The sequence below is a fragment of the Stenotrophomonas sp. YJH_SMC_80 genome, from assembly GCF_059372495.1.
Genome location: NZ_JCAFVP010000008.1, coordinates 13,137 through 34,124, shown reverse-complemented (window position 1 = coordinate 34,124; position 20,988 = coordinate 13,137). Strand labels below are relative to the sequence as shown.

Below are 20,988 nucleotides of genomic sequence, written 5' to 3'. Positions count from 1 at the left end.
GATCAAGAAAAAAGGCAAAAGCAAAAGCAAAAACAACGGCGATTGGCTGGCGGCCTCGGCTTTGCGAGCGAAGCGACCCGCTTTTGCTCTTGTTTGTGATTTTCCGTGGTGGATCAGCTGCAGAGATCTGTCCAAGGCCGGGTGGGTAGGCGGGGCGGGGGTGTCCGCGGCATGGATGCCGCGGCCAAGCCCCCATGGACGGGTTTACGGCGTCCCCCGACCCGCCTACCCACCCGGCCAAGCCCAAGAATCACGCTGTAGCGCCACCACGGAGGGGCTCCGCCGTTCGCCGATCCCCGCCGAAGGCGCCGCCTCCCGCGCTGCAACATGCCCACGCGCAAACCTGCGCGATCATGGACACTCCGCCCCCGCCAGGACCGTGCCATGCAGCAGTACCTGCTTCTGATCTACATCGAGCCTGCCCTGCTGCAGGCCCTACCCATCGAAGAATTCAATGCGCTGATGCGCGACTGCCTGGCCCACGCAGACAAACTGCAGGCCGAGGGCACGCTGCTGGCCGCGCAGAAACTGCAGCCGGTCGACACCGCGCAGACCCTGCGCGTGCGTGATGGCCACAGCCGTGTACTGGATGGCCCGTTCGCCGAAACCCGTGAACTGCTGGCCGGCTTCAACCTGATCGTCGCCCGCGACCGCGACGAAGCCATGCGCATCGCCCGCGACTTCCCGTGGGCGCGCTTCGGCAGCATCGAGGTGCGGCCGCTGGAAGACATGGACGCCGAGCGCGAGCGCTGCGGCGCCCCGGCTGCGGCTATGGCAGCAGCCGTACCCTGAGCTCGCGCGGGCCCACGCCTTCGTTACCGCTGTAGTCGCGCACGCTGGCGCGCACGATGTACTCGCCCGGCGGCAGCGCCGCCGGCTGCCAGCGCCCGGTCTCCATCAGGCCATCACGCACGGTGTTGGTGGCCAGGTAACGGAACCGGGTCACCGCACTGCCATGCACCGTGATACCGCTGTCCGGTGCGTAGGCCACGCGCACCGCTTCCTTCTGCGGCGGCATGCGGTTGAACACGATGTTCCAGCGCGGCTGCTCGTAACCCTGCAGCGGCTGTCCGCCGGCATCGAGGATCTGGTAGCCCACCTGGTACATGCCCAGGCGACGACGCGGCAGGTTGTTGTCGACCTGGTCCCAGGCCTCGATCACGATCTGCACGCCGCGGCCCTGGCGCGCCACCATCACCACGCCATCGCTGCCGGCGGCCATCGGCTGGTCGTTGTCGTCCAGCAGCGCCACATCGGTGATGCGCGGTGCGAAGTGGTCGGCGTAGTTGTGGAAGCCCAGCGCCACGGCATTGGTCTCGAAACCACCGGTGCCCACGGCCAGGTGCACGTGCGCCTGGTTGTTGATGCTGCCCAGGCGGTCGCCGACGTGGATGCGCATGCCGCGGCGCACGCGCATCCGCTCCAGCTTGCCCTGCTCGTCATACAACGCCTGCCAGCGCGCATCGTAGGGCTCATCGCGCGGGGTGCGGCCGACCCGCATGTGGATGTACTTGAGGCGGTCCACGGCCAGGCCCTCGGCCTGCTCGCCCAGGTTCCAGGCGGCCACCGGGCTGCTGATCTTGCCCTCGGCAATCGCCAGTACGGTCTGGCCCACATCACCGCGCACGTCGAAACCGCCATGCAGGTGGTGGCGGCTCTCGCCGGTGAAGTTGCCGCGCACCTCACCCAACGTACCGACCACTTCATGCCAACCGTCCTGCGGTGCCAGCGGCCAGCGACCGCCCGTCTCCGGCAACGCCGCATCGGCAGCCGGGCCGACCAGTGCCGGTGCCGGCAGTTCGCCCACCGGCAGCGGGCGCAGGCGATGCAGGCGGTAGCTGGCGGCGTCGGCCACCAGCACGCTGCCATCGGCATCCAGCGCCAACCCGCTCGGGCGGGCCAGGCGCGGCAGGCGGCCATTGCCGACCAGCGCGATCTGGTGGCCCTGCGGCGTCACCTGCACGATGCGGCCATCAAGATCGCCCACGTACAGCACACCGTCGTGCGTGGTGGCCAGCGACAGCGGCCCATTGATCACGCCACCGGCGGCGACCACGGTGCTCACCGTGCCGTCGGCGCCTACGCGGCGCACCGCGTTGTTGAAAAGGTCGGCCACCAGCAGCGCGCCCTGCGCATCGAAGGCCAGCGCCACCGGCGTATCGAAGCGCGCAGTGGCGCCCGTGCCATCGGCCAGGCCGGGCCGATCGCCGCCGGCCAGGGTGCGCACGTTGCCATCAGTACCGATCACCCGGATGCGGTCATTGAAGGTATCGGCCACGTAGACCTGGCCCTGCGCATCCACTGCGATGCCCATCGGCGCATCGAAGCGTGCCTGCGCGGCAGGGCCATCGGCGTGGCCCTGTTCACCACCGGCCAGCGTGGTCACCTGGCCATCGATGCCGATGCGGCGGATGGCATGGTTGCCGGTGTCGGCCACATACAGGTTGCCCTGCGCGTCGGCGGCAATGCCCGAAGGCGTATTGAAACTGGCCTGCAGTGCCGGGCCATCAACGCGTCCCTCGCCCTGCCCGGCCACCGTTTCAACGCGGCCATCGGGCAAGCGGCGGCGGATCCGGTTGTTGTCACCGGCATCGGTGAAATAGACGCTGCCATCGGCACTGCGCAGCAACGCGTACGGATCGGCGAAACGTGCCTGCGCGGACGCGCCATCGCGGTCACCCGGGTGGCCATCGCCGGCCAGCGGTTCGATCTGCGCGGTCCACGCCAGCGGCGTTGGAACCGGACCCGCCGGTTCACCCAGCGTATGCAGCGGTGTCTCCCACCAGGTTGCGGCCAATGCCACTACCGTCGCCAATGCTACGCCTGCCGCCATCCATTGCCACCGTGCCATCGTGCTGCGCTGCCTGCCTGCTGTCTGAAGAGGCACCGACAATAGTCGCTGAACGCACGATCCGCCATGGCCAATCGTGCGGTCAAACGCCAGAGTTCCATCCATCGCGCTTGTTCTCGCTGGCTGCAGCGGGTTCAATGCGGTTCCCACGGATGGAAATCCTCCATGCCCCGCATCCTCACCGTCGCCGCCCTGCTGTTTGCCGCATTGGCCAGCACATCCGCCACTGCTTCGATCACGGTGGTGCCGCAGAAGCCGTCCGTCACCGCCGATGCGATGCACCAGGCCTATGCCACGCGATGGGATGAAGCCATCCAGCAGTCGCGCAGTGGCAACACGCTGGGTGCGCTGATCGCGATGGAACGGCTGATGGAAGATCCGATGCTGGATGACTTCGATGCCGAACACCGCGGCCGCGCCGCGCAGGTGGCCGGCTGGACCGCAATGGTGCAGAAGAAGCCGGACCAGGCGCGCCGCTACCTGCAGCGCGCACAGGAAGCACTGCCGGACGACGCGCAGATCCTGCTGACCCTGGTCTCGGTGGAACTGTCCGAGAACCAACCGGCACCTGCCACGAAGCACCTGGTGCAGGCGCTGAAGCATGCCGACGCGCCGTTGCCGGTGGACCACCACGCGATCAACTACCTGCAGTTCCGCCTGCGGGACCAGCCCCAGCAGCGCATGGAACTGCTGCAGGCGCTGTTCGACAACGGCTGGAAGAGCGGCGGCCTGGAACCCACCGGGCTGTGGCTGGCGCTGGCCACGCTGCAGGCCGACAACGGCCGTGGCGACAGGATTCCCGCCACGCTGGCGCGCATCACCGGCCCCGCCGAGATCATCCGCCTGCGCAGTGACAAGCGGTTTGATCGCTATGTCGACCGCGCCGATGCCCGCTTCGATCCGGTGCAGGCTGCACAGAAACACCTCGACGAACTGCGGGTCTCCGGCCTGCTCGACCGGGCGCTGGACGCACGCATGGCCGAGTTCAGCAGTACGCTGCTGATGCTGGACCGCAACGAGGAAGTGCTGGCACTGACCGATGGCATGGCCGGTGCGGCGGCCGAAGGTGAGTCGCCCTCGGCGACGGAAGCCGAATGGGTGGCATGGCTGCTCAACAGCCGGCTTACGGCGCTGCGCCGGTTGGGCCGTACCGACGATGCGCTGGCCACAGCCAGGCTGGCCGCACGCATCGGTGCGCTGGGCCCGGATGGTGCCGAGCACCAGTTCAACGTCGGCTTCGTGCTCAGTTCGCTGGGCCGCATGCAGGACGCTGCTGCCGCAGTGAATGACATGCCAGGCCTGGCCGGTTACGGCAAGGCGGCCCAGGCACTGCTGCAGTTCGCTGCCGCCCGCGAACGCGGCGATGCCCAGGCAGTGGAAGCCGCCCGCTCGGTGATCCTTGCCCAGCGCGACGACGCACGCCTGTTCCATCGCGAGATGCTGCTGGACGAAGGCAACCTGGACGGCGCAGCCGCAGTGCTGATCGAACAGCTGCGCTCCCCCACCGACCGTGGCGAGGCGCTGGCCTCCCTGCAGGACATGCGCACCTACCCCTCGCTGCCCGGTGACGTGAAGATCGATGCGGCCTGGCGTGCGCTGAAGCAGCGCGCCGACGTGCAGGCCGAGGTGGCACGCGTCGGCCGCATTGAGCGCTACGACCTGGTCAGCGCTTCCACTTCGCGCTGAGCCGATTTTCTGTGGCGCCGAGCGTGGGCTCGGCACTACACCTTCCGCCTAGCGGGCTGGCACCTCGGTACGGATGCCCATCGCTTCGCGGTAGCGTGCATACAGGGCCATCACCTTGTCCACATAGGCCAGGGTTTCGGCGTAGGGCGGCACGCCCTTGTAGCGGGTGACTGCACCGATGCCCGCGTTGTAGGCGGCCGCCGCCAACGGGCGATCGCCGTTGTAGCGGCGCAGCAGCGCGCGCATGTAGCGCGCGCCGCCCTCGATCGACTGCTGCGGCGAGAACGGATCGCGCACGCCATATTCCTGTGCGGTCTCCGGCATCAACTGCATCACGCCCTGTGCGCCCTTGGTCGAGACCGCCAGCGCATCGAAGTTGCTTTCGGCATGGGCAATCGCGCGCAGCCATGCGTCATCGACACCCGTGGCCTTGGCCGCGGCCTTGAACTGCTTGGCGTGCTGCGCCAACTGCGGCTTGCCGACCTTGCCCAGGCCTTCGTGGGCAGGTTCGCCCGGCGGCGTGGCCACTGTGAACTTCAGGAACACCCGCGAGCCGGGCAGGTTGCGGGTGGAGTAGACCAGCGCGCCATCCTGCTCGCGCTCGTACAGCACGCCGCTGAATACGCCCATGTTGCCCCACAGGTTCGGGGTCTGGATGGCGTTGTCGTCGATTTCCTTCGGGGTGCAGCGTGAACCGGGTTCCGGCGCGGTGGCCAGGCTGACGGTGTTGCCCTGCACGCAGCGGTAGACGGTGCGCGCGGCGGCCAGCCCGGGCCACAGGCTGGGCAGCAGCAACAGCGCAAGCAGGAGAGGGTGACGGGGCATGGCGGTCGGATCATCCGGCCGCGCCCGCTAATGTTGGGTGAATGGGGGCCGGCAGGGCTGCACCCGCGCCGGCGCCGGCGCCGGTAGAGTCGACTGTCAGTCGACTATCGCGCGCAGCGCGGGGTTTTCCGGAAGCCCACGGGAGAGCAGTCGACTAACAGTCGACGCTTCCGACGTTCCCGATTTCGGCCTTGCCGCCCCCGCATCCCCGGTCATTTCGCGGTCCTGCGGCGCACCCAATACCCCACGCCCAGCAGCACGAACCACGCCGGGCTGGCGATCAACGCCTGGCGGGTGTCGTCCTGCAGGCTCAGCAGCACCAGCACGGCGGCGAAGAACACCAGGCAGGCCCAGCACATGGCAACACCGCCGGGCATCTTGAAGATCGAGGCAGCGTGACGCTCCGGGTAGCGACGGCGATAGGCCATGTAGGCCACCAGAATCAGCGACCAGACGAAGATGAACAGCACCGTGGCCAGCGTCGTCACCAGGGTGAAGGCGGTCACCAGGTTCGGAATCAGGTAGATCAGCAGCGTGCCACCGAGCAGGCACAGGCACGAGAACAGCAGGCCACGGGCGGGCACGGCGGCGCGTGACAACTTCGACAACCCGCGCGGGGCGTGGCCCTCTTCGGCCAGGCCGTACAGCATGCGGCTGGTGGAGAAGATGCCGCTGTTGGCCGAGGACGTGGCCGAGGTCAGCACCACGAAATTGATCAGGCTGGCGGCGGCAGGGATGCCGGCGAGCACGAACAGCTGCACGAACGGGCTCTTGTCCGGCACCACCTGGCGCCACGGGGTGACGGCCATGATCGCGATCAGCGCCAGCACGTAGAAGATGATGATGCGCACCGGGATCGAGTTGATCGCCTTGGGCAGGTTGCGCTCGGGGTCGGCGGTTTCGGCGGCGGTGGTGCCGACCAGCTCGATGCCGACGAAGGCGAACACCGCAATCTGGAAGCCGGCGAAGAAACCGACCAGGCCCATCGGGAACATGCCGCCGTCATTCCACAGGTTCGACAGCGACGCGGTGTGGCCGCTGGGTGAAGTGAAGCCCCACGCCACCAGCCCGGCGCCGGTAATGATCAGCGCGCAGATCGCCACGATCTTGATCAGCGCGAACCAGAATTCCATCTCGCCGAACAGCTTCACCGTCACCAGGTTCAGCGACAGCAGCAGCATCACGCACGCGAGCGCCGGTTTCCAGGCGTCAAGCCCGGGGAACCAGAACTGCGCGTAGGCGGCAATGGCGATCACATCGGCGATGGCGGTGACGATCCAGCAGAACCAGTACGTCCATCCACAGAAGAAGCCGGCCCAGGGGCCGAGCAGGTCGGTGGAGAAATCGATGAAGGATTTGTACTGCAGGTTGGACAGCAGCAGCTCGCCCATCGCGCGCATCACGAAGAACAGCATCGCGCCGATGATCAGGTAAACGAAGACGATGGACGGGCCGGCCAGGCTGATGGTCTTGCCCGACCCCATGAACAGGCCGGTACCGATGGCACCGCCGATGGCGATCAGTTGCAGGTGGCGGTTGGACAGGCTGCGGCGCAGGTGCTCGGGGGGCGTTGCGGGCTCGGTCATGGGCGCGGGCAAAAGGGCGGGCGAAGCGTTCGACGGTAGTCCTCCGCAGGCCGGAGCGCCAGCGTCGGATGGGCCAATCCCGTCAAACTTGGCCGCTTTCATCACAATGTGACCGAATACCGGATTCATCCCATTCCGCCCGGCCCGGCGCCATGCTCAGATAGCCACACCTGCCCAAGGATCGGCCCGACCATGCGCCCTGCCCTGCCCGCCCCGCTGGAGCCCCGGCCATGAGCCGGCTGCGCGTGATCATCGGCGGCACCGCACTGGCGCTGCTGGCCGCAGCCGTGCCGATCGCGGTGATGGCCTATGCCACCTGGGACCGTGCGGTCAGTGTCGAGCAGCAGCGCCTGCGCGACATCGCCGGCCGCACCCTGCGCCGCGCCGACCAGTCCTACCTGGAAGCGCTGGCCGCGTTGAAGTCCGCCGAGGCCGGCGCCTACGATCCGTGCGGGCCGGACCACATCCGGCGCATGCAGACGCTGGTGATGACCTCGCCGTCGGTCGACCAGATGGGCTACTTCGAGGGTGGCAAGCTGCGCTGCACGTCGTGGGGCCCGTTCCTGTCCGACGTCAACCAGCCCAGGTCCGACCACGTCACCAGTGATGGCGCCGGCATCGCCGTGGATGTGCGCCCCGAGGCAAGCGGACGGCGCCAGGTCCTGTCGATCCTGTATGGCAACTACGACGTGCTGGTCGATCCGCGCCGCTTCGTCGATGTCATCGCCGACCCGAACGTGCGCCTTGCCCTGGCCAGCCCGGACGGCCGCCTCCTGGCCAGGCAGGACGGCATGGATCCGGCATTGCTGGAGACCCTGCTGCGCGCGCCCGGTGAGGGCCTGGACCACAACACCCTGTACGCCACCGCGCGCAACGAAGAGTGGCTGGCGATCGCAACCACGCCGCGTACCGCGCTTGCCGCGACCTTCCGCCAGCAGGCCTGGCTGTTCGTGCCGATCGGCGTTCTGCTGGCCGCCATCGGTGCCGGCCTGGTGATCTGGCTGTCGCGTCGCCGCCTGTCCCTGCGCGGCGAGCTGGCCACGGCGATCCGCCGCCGCGAGCTGTACCTGCACTATCAACCCATCATCGAACTGGATACCGGCATCTGCGTCGGCGCCGAGGCGCTGGTACGCTGGCAGCGCCCGGATGGCACCCAGGTGCGGCCGGACCTGTTCATTCCGCTGGCCGAAGAGGCCGGCATGATCGCCGCAGTCACCGATCTGGTGATCGAGAACGTGGTGCGCGACATGCGCGAACTGCTGGTGGCCGACCGCAGCGCGCACATTGCGATCAACCTGGCCGCCGAAGACATCAGCAGCGGCCGTGCGCTGAAGATGATCTCCAAGCACATGGCCGGCAGCGGCATCCTGCCGCAGCAGATCTGGATGGAAGCCACCGAACGCGGTTTCCTCGATCTGGACCGCGCCCGCACGATGCTGGCACAGGCACGTCGGGCCGGGCACAGCGTGGCCATTGATGATTTCGGCGTCGGCTTCTCCAGCCTGCAGTACCTGGAGCAGCTGCCACTGGATGCGCTGAAGATCGACAAGTCGTTCATCGATGCGATCGGCACCGAGAGCGCGACCAGCCCGGTGACGCCGCACATCATCGACATGGCCAAGGAGCTGGGCCTGTGGGTGGTGGCCGAGGGCGTGGAAACCGAGGCACAGCTGGCGTACCTGCATACCCGGAAGGTCGAGTTCGCGCAGGGCTGGCTGTTCTCGCGGCCGCTGCCACGGGATGAGTTCGTGGCGTTCCATCACAAGCGGCAGCAGCGCTATGGCGCGGCGCGGGAGCACATGCAGAATCCGCGCAGCGTGCCGATCGAGCGTGAGGGAGTGGAGTAGGACGGCGAACGGCGGAGCCCCTCGTGGCGGGTCGCGTATTGCTATCCCAGGGCTGGCCGGGACGGTCGGGTTCGCGGGGGACGCCGTAAACCCGTCCGTGGGGGCTTGGCCGCGGCATCCATGCCGCGGGCACCCCCGCGAACCCGACCGTCCCGGCCTCTGACAGGTTCCGGCGGCGTCCCGCCACGGAATCAACGGAAGAAGGCAAAAGCAAAGGCAAACGCGGGTCGCTGCGCTCGGTGGATCCACGCCATGCGTGGATGGCGGGGACCACGGTAGTGCCGGCCGCTGGCCGGCACCTCCGTAACGTTTGCTCTGGGCCTACGCCCAGGCCTTCGGCCGTGCCAGCAGCCACGCCACGCTCAGCGCCAGCAGCAGCAACGGCAGCCATCCCAACTGGTTCGGGCCGCCCGCCTGCAGCAGCACACCCCCTGCAACGCCTCCGGCGGCGATGGCGAGGTTCCAGCCGGTCACCAGCATCGACTGCGCCAGATCCGCGGCGGCACCCGCACGCCGTGCCAATGCGGTCTGGAACAACGTAGGCACCGCACCGAAGGCCACGCCCCACAGGATCGTGGCCAGCAGCAGCGCGGTCGCGTCGCCCGGCCACAGCAGCAGCGCCAGCACCGGCACGATGAAGCCGATCACCGCCGCCCACACCAGCGTGCGCAGATGACGGTCCACGCCCCAGCCGGCAATGCCGATGCCGGCGATGGCGGCCACGCCAAAGGCCAGCAGCAGGCGGTCCAGCCACGGGCCGGCGCCGGCCTCCACCGCCAGCGGTTCGATGTAGGTGTAGAGCACGTTGTGCGCCAGCACGTACAGCACCATCACCAGCAGTGCACTGCGCACGCCCGGCATGCGCCACACCGTGCCCAGCGGTATGCGCCGGCCAGCACCGGCGGCGGGCAAGGCCGGCAGTGCCCAACGCGCATACGCCAGCAGCCCCACGCCCAGCACGCTCATCAGCGCGAACGCCCAACGCCAGCCGATCTGCTGGCCCAGCAAGGTGCCCGCCGGTACGCCCAGTGACAGCGCCAACGGCGATCCGACCATCGCCACCGCGATTGCCCGGCCCTGCAGCGACGGCACCACCATGCGCGCGGCGTAACCGGCCACCAGCGACCACAGCAGGCCACCACTCACGCCGGCCAGGAAACGCGCGGCCAGGATCAGCGGATAGCTGCTGCTCAGTGCGGTCAGCGTGTTGACCAGCACGAAGCCGGCAATCGCAGCGAGCAGCAAGGGGCGTCGCGGCAGGCGCTGGGTCAGCGCGGTCATCGGCAAGGCGGCCATCACCGAGCCCAGTGCGTACACGCTGACCAGCTGGCCGACCGCCGCATCACTCACACCGAGGCTGTCGCCCATCGGCCGCAGTACACCGGCCGGCAGGGTCTCGGTCAGCAGAGTGATGAAGCCGCCACCGGCCAATGCCAGCAGGCCGGCCCACGGCAGGCGCGTGGCTTCACCGGCGGGGCTGGCTGCATCGATGGCATGGCCGCTCATCGCACGGTCCCCACATCGGCATACACCGCATCGCGCAGTTGATCGACGAAGGCACCGTCCATGCCTTCGTACAGGGTGTTGGTCAGCGCCACCACGCTCAGCCCACGCACAGGATCGACAAACCAGCTGTGCCCGTAGGCACCGCCCCAACGCCATGTACCTGCGTTCTGCGGCGTGCCGCTTGCGGCCGCATCGCGCAGCACCGCAAAGCCCAGGCCGAAGCCCCAGCCGGCCGGTTCCGGCGGTCCCTGCTCGCCGACCTGCGGGCTGGTCATCTCCGCTGCCAGTGCGGGCGGCAGCAGGCCTGAACGCTGCACATCACGCAAGGCTTCCAGCACCGCCATCACGTCATCGGCGGTACCGACCAGGCCGGCCCCGGCCGAGGGGAAACGGCTGGCATCGGTGGCGCGCGCGAGGCTGTATTCGATGCCGACCGTACCCTCGAACGGAGCGACCACCTCGCCTTCCTGCAGGCGATGCGGCTGCGGCGCGTCGCTTACATAGGGGGTGGCCAAGCGTGCCGCGTTGCGCGCAGCAAAGGCGGTGTCGCGCAGGCCCAGCGGTGCGGCCAGCAAGCGCTCGTACAGTGCCTGCAGCGTTTCACCCGTCGCTGCTTCGGCAACGGCACCGGCAACGTCCACGCCCAGCGAGTAGAGCCATTGGCTGCCCGGCGCGAACAGCAGTGGCGCCTGCGCGATGCGGCGCACGTTGTCGGCCAGGGAGAGCGGGTTCGCATCCAGGCCATCGCTGACCCCAGCGCGCGCATACGGGCCGTCGGCATCGGCTTCGAGGAAGCGATAGCCCAACCCGCTACTGTGGCTGAGCAGTTGGCGCAGGCTGATCGGCGGCGTGCTGCCGTCGGCCAGTGCCGGGCGGAAGTCCGGCAGCCAGCGCTGCACCGGCATATCGAGGTCGAGCACGCCCTCTGCTACCAGGCGCAGGATCACCGTGGTCAGCAGCGGCTTGCTGACCGATGCCAGCCGGAACAACTGGTCGCGCTGCATCGGCGTGGCCGTCTCGCGATCGGCCAGCCCGGTCGCGCTGGCGTGGCGCAGCACACCGTGCTCGCGCACCAGCACCACCGCACCGACCAGGCGCTGCGGGTGCACCTGCTGCAGCAGCCGCTGCACCGATGGCAGTGTCGGCGTGGGTTCAAGGGAAGGAGCGGCATTCATCGCGGGAATCCGTGGGGGAGAGGCCCGCCACGTTAGGCAGCACGGCGCAGCGCAAAAAGCCGGTTGCCGCTCCGGGCATCATGGACCGTGCAGTCCGCAATCGGCATGATGGCCGGAACTGCAAGGCCGCAACGGTCCCAACGCCACCCCGCACCACAGTGTTGCGATGGCGGAGCCGTCCACTACGGCCGCGCCGACCTACCCTGCCGCTTTCATCGCCCACACGCCCATGTCAGTCCTGGACAACCTCGCCAACCTGCAGACCTTCGTGCACGCGGCCGATACCCGCAGCTTCGTCGAGACCGGGCGCCTGCAGGGCATCTCGGCCTCGGCCGCTGGCAAATGCGTTGCCCGCCTGGAGCATGCGCTGGGCGTGCGCCTGTTCCACCGCAGCACGCGCAGCATCACCCTCACCGCCGAGGGCCAGCTGTTCCTGGCGCGCTGCCGGCGCATCCTCGACGAGCGCGATGCCGCACGCACCGAGCTGGCACAGCCGCACGCCACGCCTCGCGGCACGCTGCGCATCGGCCTGCCGTTGGTGGGCGACCTGACCCTGCCGCTGATGGCCGAGTTCATGGCGGCCTATCCCGATATCCGCCTCGACCTCGATTTCAGCGATCGGCTGGTCGACGTCATCGAGGAAGGATTCGATGCCGTGCTGCGCGTCGGCGAGCCCAGCGACTCACGCATGAACGCACGACGCCTGGGCGTATTTCCACGCCGCATCGTCGCCTCACCCGCCTACCTGCAGCGGCGTGGCACGCCGCGCACACCGGCCGATCTGATGCAGCACACGCTGCTGCACTATCGCTTCCCCAGTACCGGCAAGCTGGAACTGTGGCCGATCCACTGGCCCGACCATGAAACACCGCAGGAGCTGCCGGTGCACATGGTGGCCAACACCATCGAAGCGCGCGTGGCATTGGCCCTGCGTGACATCGGCCTGGCCTTCGTGCCCGTGCACTCGGTGCGCGATGCACTGGCCGACGGCCGGCTGGTCACCGTTCTGGACGAGCACGTGCACTCCTGCGGCATCTTCCACCTGCTGTGGCCCTCCGGCCGCCACGTGCTTCCGAAGCTGCGGGTGTTCATCGACTTCGTCAGCGCGCGCCTGGAAACCGTGCCGTAGGAGATCGATCCACCCCATGCCCGGCCCACAGTAGTTCCACGCCATGCGTGGATGCCTTTGTAGAGTCGCGCCATCAAACCATTCAGCCAGCCCCGCTATACTGGCCGCTCATTCCTCCCAGAGGCTCGCGACCAATGCGCCATTGATGCCGCCGTCTTCCCACCAGACGGCCTGACTCTTCCCGCCCCTGCGCGCAGGGGAGAACCCGGCATCCATGGAGGTCGCATGACCCCGCATTCCCTCACGCTCGATCGCGTGTCGTATCGATTGGCCGACGGCCGCCCGCTGTTTTCCGATCTGACGTTTTCCTTCGAACCGGTCGCCACCGGCCTGGTCGGTGCCAATGGCGCCGGCAAGAGCGTGCTCGCACGCCTGCTGGTCGGACGGTTGCTGCCCGACACTGGCCAGGTGCGCGGCAGTGGCCGCGTGTTCCTGTTGCCGACGCCCGGCTATCCGCCCGCCGGCACGGTCGGTGAACTGGCCGGCGTCGGCGCGGAACTGGCTGCACTGCAACGCATCGAAGCCGGCAGCGTGGACGAGGCCGACTTCGCCTGCGTCGGCGACCGCTGGGATCTGCGCGAACGCCTGCAGCAGCAATGGCAGGCGCTTCGACTGCCCGACGATCTCGATCCCGCCCAGCCGGCCGCGCGCCTCAGTGGTGGCCAGGCCATGCAGGTCGCGCTGTCCGGTGCCTGGGCCAGCGGTGCCGATTGGCTGATCCTGGACGAACCCAGCAACCACCTCGATGCACGCCATCGCCAACAGCTGTACGAGCAGTTGCAGCAGTGGCGCGGTGGCCTGCTGGTGATCAGTCATGATCGCGAGCTGCTGGCGCACATGCAGCAGATCGTCGAACTCGATGGGCGCGGGCTGCATCGTTACGGCGGACCGTGGCAGCACTATGCCGATGCGCGCGCCGCCGAGCGCGAAGCTGCCGCCGCCCAGCTCGATCATGCGCGCGCCCAGCACCGCCAGCAGCAACGCAGCGCGCGCGAACAGCACGAACGGCAACAACAACGCCAGGCGCGTGGCAACCGCGATGCGAAGCAGGCCAACCAGGCCCCGATCCTGCTCGGCCGGCAGAAGCAGCGCGCCGAGGCCAGCCACGGCCGCGCACAACAGGTGCAGGCCGAACGCCTGCAGGCCCGCGCAGAGCATCTGCGCGCAGCGGCATCGGCGGTGCACGCGGCGCCGGAACTGGCACTGTTCGCCGGTGCGGGTGACCGTGGCAGCATGCGCCTGCTACAGGCCGAGGCGCTGGTGCTGCCACATGGCTGCAGTGCACCGTTGCAGCTGGAGATCCGCCGCGGCCAGCGCATCGCCGTGGTCGGTGACAACGGCAGCGGCAAATCGACCCTGCTGCGTGTGCTGGCCGGCCAGCTGCCTGCACGCAGTGGCGCCGTGCAACGGCATGCGCCACTGGCCCTGCTCGACCAGCAGCTGCTGGGGCTGTCCGGCGAGCGCAGCATCCTCGACACCGTGCAGGCCGCCAACCCGGGCGCGGACCCAGGCGAGCTGCGCACGCGGCTGGCCCTGCTCGGGCTGGATGCACAGCGCATCCAGCGGGCAGCCCACAGCCTCAGCGATGGCGAACGCGTGAAAGGTGCGCTGGCCAGCGTGCTGTACGCCGATCCCGCGCCCCAGCTGTTGCTGTTGGACGAACCCGGCAATGCGCTGGATCTGAGCGCATTGCAGGCATTGGAGGAACTGCTTGCGGCGTGGCCGGGCGCGCTGGTGATGGTGAGCCACGACCGGCACCTGCTGCAGGCATTGCGACCGACGCAGGTGTTGCAGGTCACCGCCAACCACTGGCAATGGCGCGACAGTCCGTAGAGTCAAGCCATGCTCGACTCCGCCATGCATCCATCCACGCATGACGTATCGACCAGGGGTAGTGCCGGCCGCTGGCCGGCAACCCATGGATCCTCAATGCACCGTCAACGCTTCCACACCGGGAACGCCTGCGGCAACTGCTGCCACAGCAATGGCCCCGCACGCAGCTCCTGGTCGTTGAGCAGGCACGCATCCAACTCCGCACGCACCGCGCGCTCATCCATGTGCACGCCAATCACCACCAGTTCCTGGCGACGGTCGCCCCACAAGGGATGCCACAGCCGTTGCATCGCCGCGTGCGCGGCCGAATCCGGGAATTCTTCCGGCCCCGGCGGCGGCGCGCTCCAGCAGTCGGCCTGCTGCCGCGCCCATCCCAGGTCGCTGTAAGGCAGCGGTGTCCGCGGCAACAGCGGTGTGGTGTCCTCGATGCCCGCACGCACGCGATCGCGCGCGGCGTACCAGAAGCCCGCCGCCTGCGTCCGCGTCGCGGCACCCACGGTGTTCAGCTCACCCACCCAGTCCATGCGGTTGGCCAGCCAGAACCAGCCTTTGCTGCGGATCACGCCGGGCATGCCGGACTGCAGCGCGCGGGCGAAGCGCGCCGGGTGGAACGGACGTCGCGAGCGGTAGACGAAGCTGCCGATGCCGTACTCCTCGGTTTCCGGTGTGTGCTCGCCCCGCAGTTCCTTCACCCAGCCCGGCGCACGTTGCGCACGCTCCATGTCGAAGCGACCGGTATCCAGCAGCTCGGCCAGCGGCACATCGCCGAAGCTGGACAGCAGCAGCTTCGCGTCGCGGTTCAGGCCACGCAGCACGGCCAGCGTGTCCTGCAACACTTCGTCATCCACCTGGTCCACCTTGCTGACCACGATCACGTCGGCGAACTCGACCTGCTCGCATAGCAGGTCAACCACACCTCGATCATCCTCCGGGCCGGCCTGCTGGCCGCGCTCTGCCAGTCGCGACGTCGATCCGAAGTCGGCAAGGAACGCGCTGCCGTCGACCACCGTCACCATCGTGTCCAGCCGCGCGATATCGCTCAGGCTGAAGCCATGTTCGTCGCGCACCGCGAAGGTGGCCGCCACCGGCATCGGCTCGCCGATGCCCGTCGATTCGATCAGCAGGTAGTCATAGCGACCCGCATCGGCCAGGCGCCGCACTTCCTGCAGCAGATCATCGCGCAGCGTGCAGCAGATGCAGCCGTTGCTGAATTCCACCAGCGTCTCTTCGGTGCGGCGCAGCTCGGCGCCACCTTCGCGCACCAGCTGCGCATCGATGTTGACCTCGCTCATGTCATTGACGATGACCGCCACGCGCAGGCCTTCGCGGTTGCGCAGGATCTGGTTGAGCAGGGTGGTCTTGCCGGCCCCGAGGAAGCCGGACAGCACGGTGACCGGAAGGCGACGGTCGGCGCGGGAAACAGTGTTCATGTCGGAGCGGGTTGGCTGCGGAACGGAAATGTTACTGTATAACATTTGTTGCGCAAGGAACCTCCCCCGATGAAGTCGCCTTCTGCCGCCCTGCTTGATGCCGGCGCGGTCGCCCTGTCCAGCCTGTGCCTGCTGCATTGCCTGGCGCTGCCCCTGCTGGCCGCCGCGCTTCCCCTGTTCGGCACCTGGGCCGAGGCGGAATGGGTGCACCTGCTGTTCGTGGCCATCGCCCTGCCACTGACCGGCTACGCGCTATGGCGCGCCGAGCGCCGTCACCCGCTGCCGGTGCTGGCCTGGGCCGCCGCTGGCGTCGGTCTGGGCCTGTTGCTGGCCGGCGCGCTTGCGCTGCCCTCACATGACTGGGAAACGCCGATGACGGTCACCGGCAGCCTGCTGCTGGCCGCAACGCATATCTGGAACGCGCGGCACCGGCACGCGGGGTAGAGTCGACTGTTAGTCGACTGCTCTTCGCTCGGGCTGCATAGAACCCCGCGCTTCGCGCGATAGTCGACTAACAGTCGACTCTACCGCCCCCCGGCCTATTTGCCGTAGCGGCGCAGCAGCTCCACCAGCACTTCGGCCTCGTCCGCCCGCTGCTGCGGGTCATCGGCACCCACCACGTGTTCCTGCAGGTGCTCGTGCAGCAGCTCCATCAGCAGGCTGTGGGCGGCGCCGCGCACGGCGGCAACCTGCACCAGCACGTCCGCACAGTCGCCGGCTTCACCCTCGGGCTGGTCCAGCGCCTGCTCCAACGCCGCCACCTGGCCCGCCATGCGGCGCACCCGGGTCAGCAGCTGCTTTCGATTCCTGTGTACATGCGCCATGGCCGGATCATATACCCTATGGGGGTATCCACTCCAGCTCCCGCCACCATGCACTTGGACGCCCTCGCCGCCGCCCGTCGCCACGAACACCGCTTCGACGACGGCAACCCGCTGGCCGAACGCAATACCCGCCGCGCCCTGTGGCTGACCGTCGGCATGATGCTGGTGGAGATCGTCGGCGGCTGGTGGTTCAACTCCATGGCCGTGCTCGCCGACGGCTGGCACATGAGTTCGCACGCGCTGGCGCTGGGCCTGGCGGTGTTCGCCTACCGCTGCGCGCGCCGCTACGCGCACGACCCGCGCTTCGCCTTCGGCACCTGGAAGATCGAGATCCTGGCCGGCTACACCAGCGCCATCGCCCTGCTCGGCGTCGCCGCGCTGATGGCCGTGCAGTCACTGCAGCGGCTGTGGGTACCGGCGCCGATCCACTACAACGAAGCCATCGCCATCGCTGCGGTCGGCCTGGGCGTGAACCTGCTCTGCGCATGGTGGCTGCACGACAGCCCGGGCCACGCGCATCACCACCACGGGCATGACCATGGCGATCATCACGGGCATGACCACCAACACCACGATCACGGCCATGCGCACGGTCACGACCTCAATCTGCGCTCGGCCTACGTGCACGTGCTGGCCGACGCCGCCACCTCGGTGCTGGCCATCGTCGCCCTGCTCGGCGGCAAGCTGCTGGGCCTGACCTGGCTGGACCCGGTGATGGGCCTGGTCGGCGCCGTGCTGGTGACGGTGTGGGCGGTGGGCCTGCTGCGCGACAGTGGCCGCATCCTGCTCGACGCGCAGATGGACGCACCGGTGGTGGCCGAAGTTCGCGAAGTGATCGAACAGGGCCCCTGGCCGGCGCGCCTGGCCGACCTGCACGTCTGGCAGGTCGGTCGCGGCAAGTACGCGGTCAGCGCCAGCGTGGTTACCAGCGACGCCCGCCTGGATGCGGATACCGTGCGCAACGCACTGGCGATCCATGAAGAGCTGGTGCATGTCACCGTGGAGATCCACCGCAGCGCGTGATCCACGCCGGGTAGTGCCGGCCGCTGGCCGGCAACCTCATGGGCTCCGGAAACAATCCAGCGGTGCCGGCCAGCGGCCGGCACTACCGCTAGAGCTTCAACATCATCCGCAGCAGGTACATCAGCAGCGGCAGCGCGCTCAGCACCGCACCACCGATGCCGATCCACGGCCAGCGCTCGCCGCGCACGCGCGAGGCCACCGCCAGGCCGCAGCCCACCAGTGCCGCGCCCAGCACGCCCACGCCCAATCCCGCAGCCATGCCATTGCCGCCTGCGGCCACCGCCGCCTGCGCCGCCAATGTGCCGGCTCCCCAACCCACAGCGATCCCCAGCCAACTGGCCATGCCGCACCACGGTGCCTTGCCCTGCGCCATCCGAAAACCCCTTTGTTCTTGCCGAATTTCTGTACGGACCACGCCCGTGTGCTGCCTACACTAGCCCCACCTGCCCTGTAGGGACATCCCATGCGCATGCTCCGCCTGCTGCTGCCCGGTGCCGTCCTGCTGCTCACCGCCTGCAGTGGCGATGCCGGGCTTCCTTTCAGCGCCGATCCGTTGCAGGGCTGCTTCGCCACCGGCGCGCGCAAACCGGCCGACTTCCGCATCGACAAGGAAGGCGGCCAGTACTTCGTCTCCTTCAGCCGCGGCGACCAGTGGCAGCGCGAGCCGAATGCCCTGCATAAGGCCACCCGCAGCGAGATCAGCCGCTACTTCCGCGATGACGCCGAGCAGATCGACAGCGCGTTGATCCGCATGGCGGGCGGCTTCGGCATCTTCCACTTCAACAAGGACGCGACGTTGAAGGGCAAGGCCAGCGATAGTGACTACATGGCGTTGATGCTGATCGGTGCTGGGCCGGTGTATGCGGTGAAGTGCCCGTAAGAGGCAATGATTCTGATGGCGGCTCAGGGCACTATGGGCGCATCCTGTCTTCTTTGAGGAGCGATGCCAATGCTGCTGTTTCTGCTGCTTGCGGTAAGCGCGCCGAAGACCGAGGGGGCCTATGACGAAGTCCGGCAGCTGCCCGATGGCCAGACCCTGGTCATGCGCACCCTGGACTGGGATCTCGGTGATGGTCGCCACGAACGCGTTACCGTGCATTGGCTGCTGCAGGAAGACGGCAGCCTGCGCTACGACTTTGATCGGCAGACACCGGAAACCCAGGACGTCCATCGTCGGTCGTGCGCGCTGCAGGGCATGCAGCCCTCACGCGGCGTCAACATGATTTCAGGAGAAGGAGCCACGCACGGCTTCAGCTACACCAGCCAGCGGTAGCGCCGAGCCCACGCTCGGCTCCACCCGTCTACATCCACGCATGGCGTGGATCTACTGCAGCGGCCACAAGTGGCCCCGGCAACAGCTGCGGTACCATGCCCTCCCCCGAACCGCCCCGGTACCCGCCGTGCCCCATTACACCGGCCCCCTGCTGACCCGCGACAGCGCCGACACCCTGCGCCGTGCCCATGACAAGGGCGCTGCCGACTGGCAGGGCTCGCTCGACCTCGGTCGCAGCGAGGACAGCGTGGCGCTGGACGCCGACGGCTTCCACTTCCGTGGCCAGCCCTACCCGTGGCCGGGCAAGCTGAAGGACCGCACGCTGTACTACTGGGACGGCGAGGACTTCGCGCCGATCTCGCGCTACAGCGGTTCGCTGATCAAACTGGTGCCGACCGAATGGGGCGCACCGACCTTCGAGATCGACGGCATCAAGATGCTGCCGACGTCCAAGCTGTCACCATTCGAGGATGCACGCCGCAAGGTGGAGCTGGTCGCCCCGGCCGGCAAGGTCATCCTCGATACCTGCGGCGGCCTCGGCTACTTCGCCGCCTGCGCGCTGGAGGCCGGTGTCGGCCAGATCCGCTCGTTCGAGAAGAACGCCGACGTGATGTGGCTGCGCACGCTCAACCCGTGGTCGCCGGATCCGGACTCGGCCGCGGCCGGTGACCGCCTGCAGTTCAGCCACGGCGATGTCTCGCAGCAGATCGAACAGGTGGCCAGCAACAGCGTCGACGCCATCCTGCACGACCCGCCGCGCTTCGGCATCGCCGGCGAACTGTATTCACAGGTGTTCTACGACCACCTCGCCCGCGTCATCCGCAAAGGCGGGCGCCTGTTCCACTACACCGGTGCGCCGAACAAGCTGACCAGCGGCCGCGACGTGCCGCGTGAAGTGGCCAAGCGCCTGGAAAAGGCGGGGTTCAAGGCCGAACTGGCGCTTGACGGCGTGCTGGCCGTCAAGCGCTGAGCCTCATTCCGAGTCCACCTTCGCCAGCTTCATCACCCACTTCGGCACTTCCGGTTCACCGGCGTAGAAGTCCTTCGGTTTCTTCTCCGCCATCGCCCAGCGGTGCAGCCAGCTCGGGCCGTAGCGACCGCTGTAGCCCTCGGCGCCCCGCGCATAGGCCGGGTCACGCATCGCTTCGTCCAGCGAAATGAAGCGATAGCCGCGCCGCTTCGTCGCCGCCACCAGTTCGGCGAACGTGGCTGCATTGAGTTCGTTCGCATGCATCAGCCAGACCTGCGGCAGCGCGTAGCCCAGCAGCGCCTGGGACTGCTTCTCGTAGTAGTCCAGCTTGTTCAGCATGTACGGCACATAGCCCTTGCGCAGCTGCGCCAGCGTCGCCTCGCGCGCCGGGGAATCCGGCTGCTCGTTCATTACGTTGGCATAAGCGAACGCCCACACCCACTCGCCGTTGTCGACCGTCACCGGTGCCACGCGGTAGCCATGCTGCCTGAAGAACACGTCCATCTGCGCGCGTTCTTCCGGCGTGCGCCCGGCACGCAGATAGGGGTGACGCATCCACTGCGGCTTCAGCCCGCGCTCGGCCAGCAACGGCCGCAGCACCGTCTCGCCACGCAGGAAATCCTGCTGGAACGCCGGCACGCCCTTGGCGTTCAGGTCCATGTGCGAGTAGGTATGGTTGCCCAGCACATAGCCGGCCTCCAGCCAGTCGCGCAGCATCTGCACCCGCGCCGGCTGCACCTGCCCTTCGATCTCAAGCTTGTTCTCGTTGACGAAGCCGACCACCGGCACGTCTGCCTGATGCAGCTGCGCCATCAGCGCTTCGTGCCGCGACTGAAGATCCGGCGGAACGATCTCGTCCACCCGCGCCCAGGGCAGGTCGTCGATGGTCACCGCGATCCGGCGATCCACTTCAGCGGCGTGTACCGCCAACGAACACAGCAGCAATGGCACAGCACGCAGCAACCAACGCATCAGCACATCCTTGCAGGAGCGAAGCGCAGACTGTAGCGCGATTGCGGGCGCGTGGTCG

At 68.1% G+C, this 20,988-nt stretch carries 19 protein-coding genes; 10 read left to right on the top strand and 9 right to left on the bottom strand.

Translation table 11 applies throughout. The features are described 5' to 3' along the window. Nucleotides 1-384: 384 nt before the first annotated feature. The gene (locus AC5P99_RS13930) at nt 385-792 is read left to right on the top strand and encodes a YciI family protein (RefSeq protein ID WP_010484148.1); all 408 of its coding nucleotides are present in this window, start codon (nt 385-387) and stop codon (nt 790-792) included. On the opposite strand, the gene AC5P99_RS13925 is transcribed toward AC5P99_RS13930, so the two are convergent. Continuing rightward, nucleotides 770-2,851: an NHL repeat-containing protein gene (locus AC5P99_RS13925; RefSeq protein ID WP_123958186.1), complete on the bottom strand. Its 2,082-nt coding sequence runs from the start codon at nt 2,849-2,851 to the stop codon at nt 770-772. The two genes, AC5P99_RS13930 and AC5P99_RS13925, sit on opposite strands and share 23 nt — an antisense overlap. Before the next feature lie 165 nt (nt 2,852-3,016). Here AC5P99_RS13925 and AC5P99_RS13920 point away from each other — a divergent pair, with 165 nt between their 5' ends. Next, nucleotides 3,017-4,537, top strand: coding sequence for a tetratricopeptide repeat protein (locus AC5P99_RS13920; RefSeq protein WP_108270576.1), 1,521 nt, complete (start codon nt 3,017-3,019; stop codon nt 4,535-4,537). Between the two features lie 48 nt (nt 4,538-4,585). Here AC5P99_RS13920 and AC5P99_RS13915 read toward each other — a convergent pair whose 3' ends face one another. Both AC5P99_RS13915 and cycA read right to left on the bottom strand, forming a co-directional pair. Further along, complete coding sequence (locus tag AC5P99_RS13915) at nt 4,586-5,362, bottom strand: lytic transglycosylase domain-containing protein (RefSeq protein ID WP_005407882.1); 777 nt, start codon at nt 5,360-5,362, stop codon at nt 4,586-4,588. 212 nt (nt 5,363-5,574) lie between these two features. Next, nucleotides 5,575-6,948: a D-serine/D-alanine/glycine transporter gene (gene cycA / locus AC5P99_RS13910; protein WP_495213256.1), complete on the bottom strand. Its 1,374-nt coding sequence runs from the start codon at nt 6,946-6,948 to the stop codon at nt 5,575-5,577. Nucleotides 6,949-7,178: 230 nt separating this feature from the next. Between cycA and AC5P99_RS13905 the strand changes: the two genes are divergently transcribed. Continuing rightward, nucleotides 7,179-8,795, top strand: a complete 1,617-nt coding sequence (locus AC5P99_RS13905; RefSeq protein WP_005412097.1) for an EAL domain-containing protein — start codon at nt 7,179-7,181, stop codon at nt 8,793-8,795. A gap of 321 nt (nt 8,796-9,116) precedes the next feature. Here AC5P99_RS13905 and AC5P99_RS13900 read toward each other — a convergent pair whose 3' ends face one another. Together AC5P99_RS13900 and AC5P99_RS13895 are read right to left on the bottom strand one after the other, a co-directional pair. Continuing rightward, a complete protein-coding gene (locus AC5P99_RS13900; RefSeq protein ID WP_088435669.1) occupies nt 9,117-10,301 on the bottom strand; it encodes an MFS transporter in 1,185 nt (394 codons plus the stop codon). Next, on the bottom strand, nt 10,298-11,476 hold the full coding sequence (locus AC5P99_RS13895) for a serine hydrolase domain-containing protein (RefSeq protein WP_262091229.1): 1,179 nt from the start codon (nt 11,474-11,476) through the stop codon (nt 10,298-10,300). The genes AC5P99_RS13900 and AC5P99_RS13895 overlap by 4 nt, the downstream gene beginning before the upstream one ends. A 229-nt stretch (nt 11,477-11,705) precedes the next feature. Here AC5P99_RS13895 and AC5P99_RS13890 point away from each other — a divergent pair, with 229 nt between their 5' ends. Next, complete coding sequence (locus AC5P99_RS13890; RefSeq protein WP_005407877.1) at nt 11,706-12,605, top strand: LysR family transcriptional regulator; 900 nt, start codon at nt 11,706-11,708, stop codon at nt 12,603-12,605. A gap of 225 nt (nt 12,606-12,830) precedes the next feature. After that, a complete protein-coding gene (locus AC5P99_RS13885) occupies nt 12,831-14,438 on the top strand; it encodes an ATP-binding cassette domain-containing protein (protein ID WP_495213255.1) in 1,608 nt (535 codons plus the stop codon). 104 nt (nt 14,439-14,542) lie between these two features. Here the strand turns inward: AC5P99_RS13885 and AC5P99_RS13880 are convergent, their stop codons facing one another. After that, a complete protein-coding gene (locus AC5P99_RS13880; RefSeq protein WP_495213254.1) occupies nt 14,543-15,868 on the bottom strand; it encodes a GTP-binding protein in 1,326 nt (441 codons plus the stop codon). Between the two features lie 69 nt (nt 15,869-15,937). On the opposite strand from AC5P99_RS13880, the gene AC5P99_RS13875 reads away from it, so the two are divergent. Beyond that, nucleotides 15,938-16,312 carry a MerC domain-containing protein gene (locus AC5P99_RS13875; RefSeq protein WP_049448807.1) on the top strand — a complete coding sequence of 125 codons (375 nt, stop codon included), beginning with the start codon at nt 15,938-15,940 and terminating at the stop codon, nt 16,310-16,312. A 95-nt stretch (nt 16,313-16,407) separates the two neighbouring features. Here AC5P99_RS13875 and AC5P99_RS13870 read toward each other — a convergent pair whose 3' ends face one another. After that, nucleotides 16,408-16,692: a metal-sensing transcriptional repressor gene (locus AC5P99_RS13870; protein ID WP_049448809.1), complete on the bottom strand. Its 285-nt coding sequence runs from the start codon at nt 16,690-16,692 to the stop codon at nt 16,408-16,410. Between the two features lie 48 nt (nt 16,693-16,740). Between AC5P99_RS13870 and dmeF the strand changes: the two genes are divergently transcribed. Then, complete coding sequence (gene dmeF / locus AC5P99_RS13865; protein ID WP_099490180.1) at nt 16,741-17,715, top strand: CDF family Co(II)/Ni(II) efflux transporter DmeF; 975 nt, start codon at nt 16,741-16,743, stop codon at nt 17,713-17,715. A gap of 88 nt (nt 17,716-17,803) precedes the next feature. On the opposite strand, the gene AC5P99_RS13860 is transcribed toward dmeF, so the two are convergent. After that, complete coding sequence (locus AC5P99_RS13860) at nt 17,804-18,088, bottom strand: hypothetical protein (protein WP_012478993.1); 285 nt, start codon at nt 18,086-18,088, stop codon at nt 17,804-17,806. A gap of 90 nt (nt 18,089-18,178) precedes the next feature. On the opposite strand from AC5P99_RS13860, the gene AC5P99_RS13855 reads away from it, so the two are divergent. The 3 genes from AC5P99_RS13855 to AC5P99_RS13845 all read left to right on the top strand — a co-directional run bounded on the left by AC5P99_RS13855 (nt 18,179) and on the right by AC5P99_RS13845 (nt 19,958). After that, on the top strand, nt 18,179-18,595 hold the full coding sequence (locus AC5P99_RS13855; RefSeq protein WP_049448813.1) for a hypothetical protein: 417 nt from the start codon (nt 18,179-18,181) through the stop codon (nt 18,593-18,595). A 69-nt stretch (nt 18,596-18,664) separates the two neighbouring features. Beyond that, nucleotides 18,665-18,988 carry a hypothetical protein gene (locus AC5P99_RS13850; RefSeq protein ID WP_495213253.1) on the top strand — a complete coding sequence of 108 codons (324 nt, stop codon included), beginning with the start codon at nt 18,665-18,667 and terminating at the stop codon, nt 18,986-18,988. 127 nt (nt 18,989-19,115) lie between these two features. Further along, nucleotides 19,116-19,958, top strand: a complete 843-nt coding sequence (locus tag AC5P99_RS13845) for a class I SAM-dependent methyltransferase (RefSeq protein WP_495213252.1) — start codon at nt 19,116-19,118, stop codon at nt 19,956-19,958. 3 nt (nt 19,959-19,961) lie between these two features. Here AC5P99_RS13845 and AC5P99_RS13840 read toward each other — a convergent pair whose 3' ends face one another. Continuing rightward, entirely contained in the window at nt 19,962-20,930 is a 969-nt protein-coding gene (locus tag AC5P99_RS13840) for a polysaccharide deacetylase family protein (RefSeq protein WP_495213251.1), read from the bottom strand. Nucleotides 20,931-20,988: the final 58 nt, after the last annotated feature.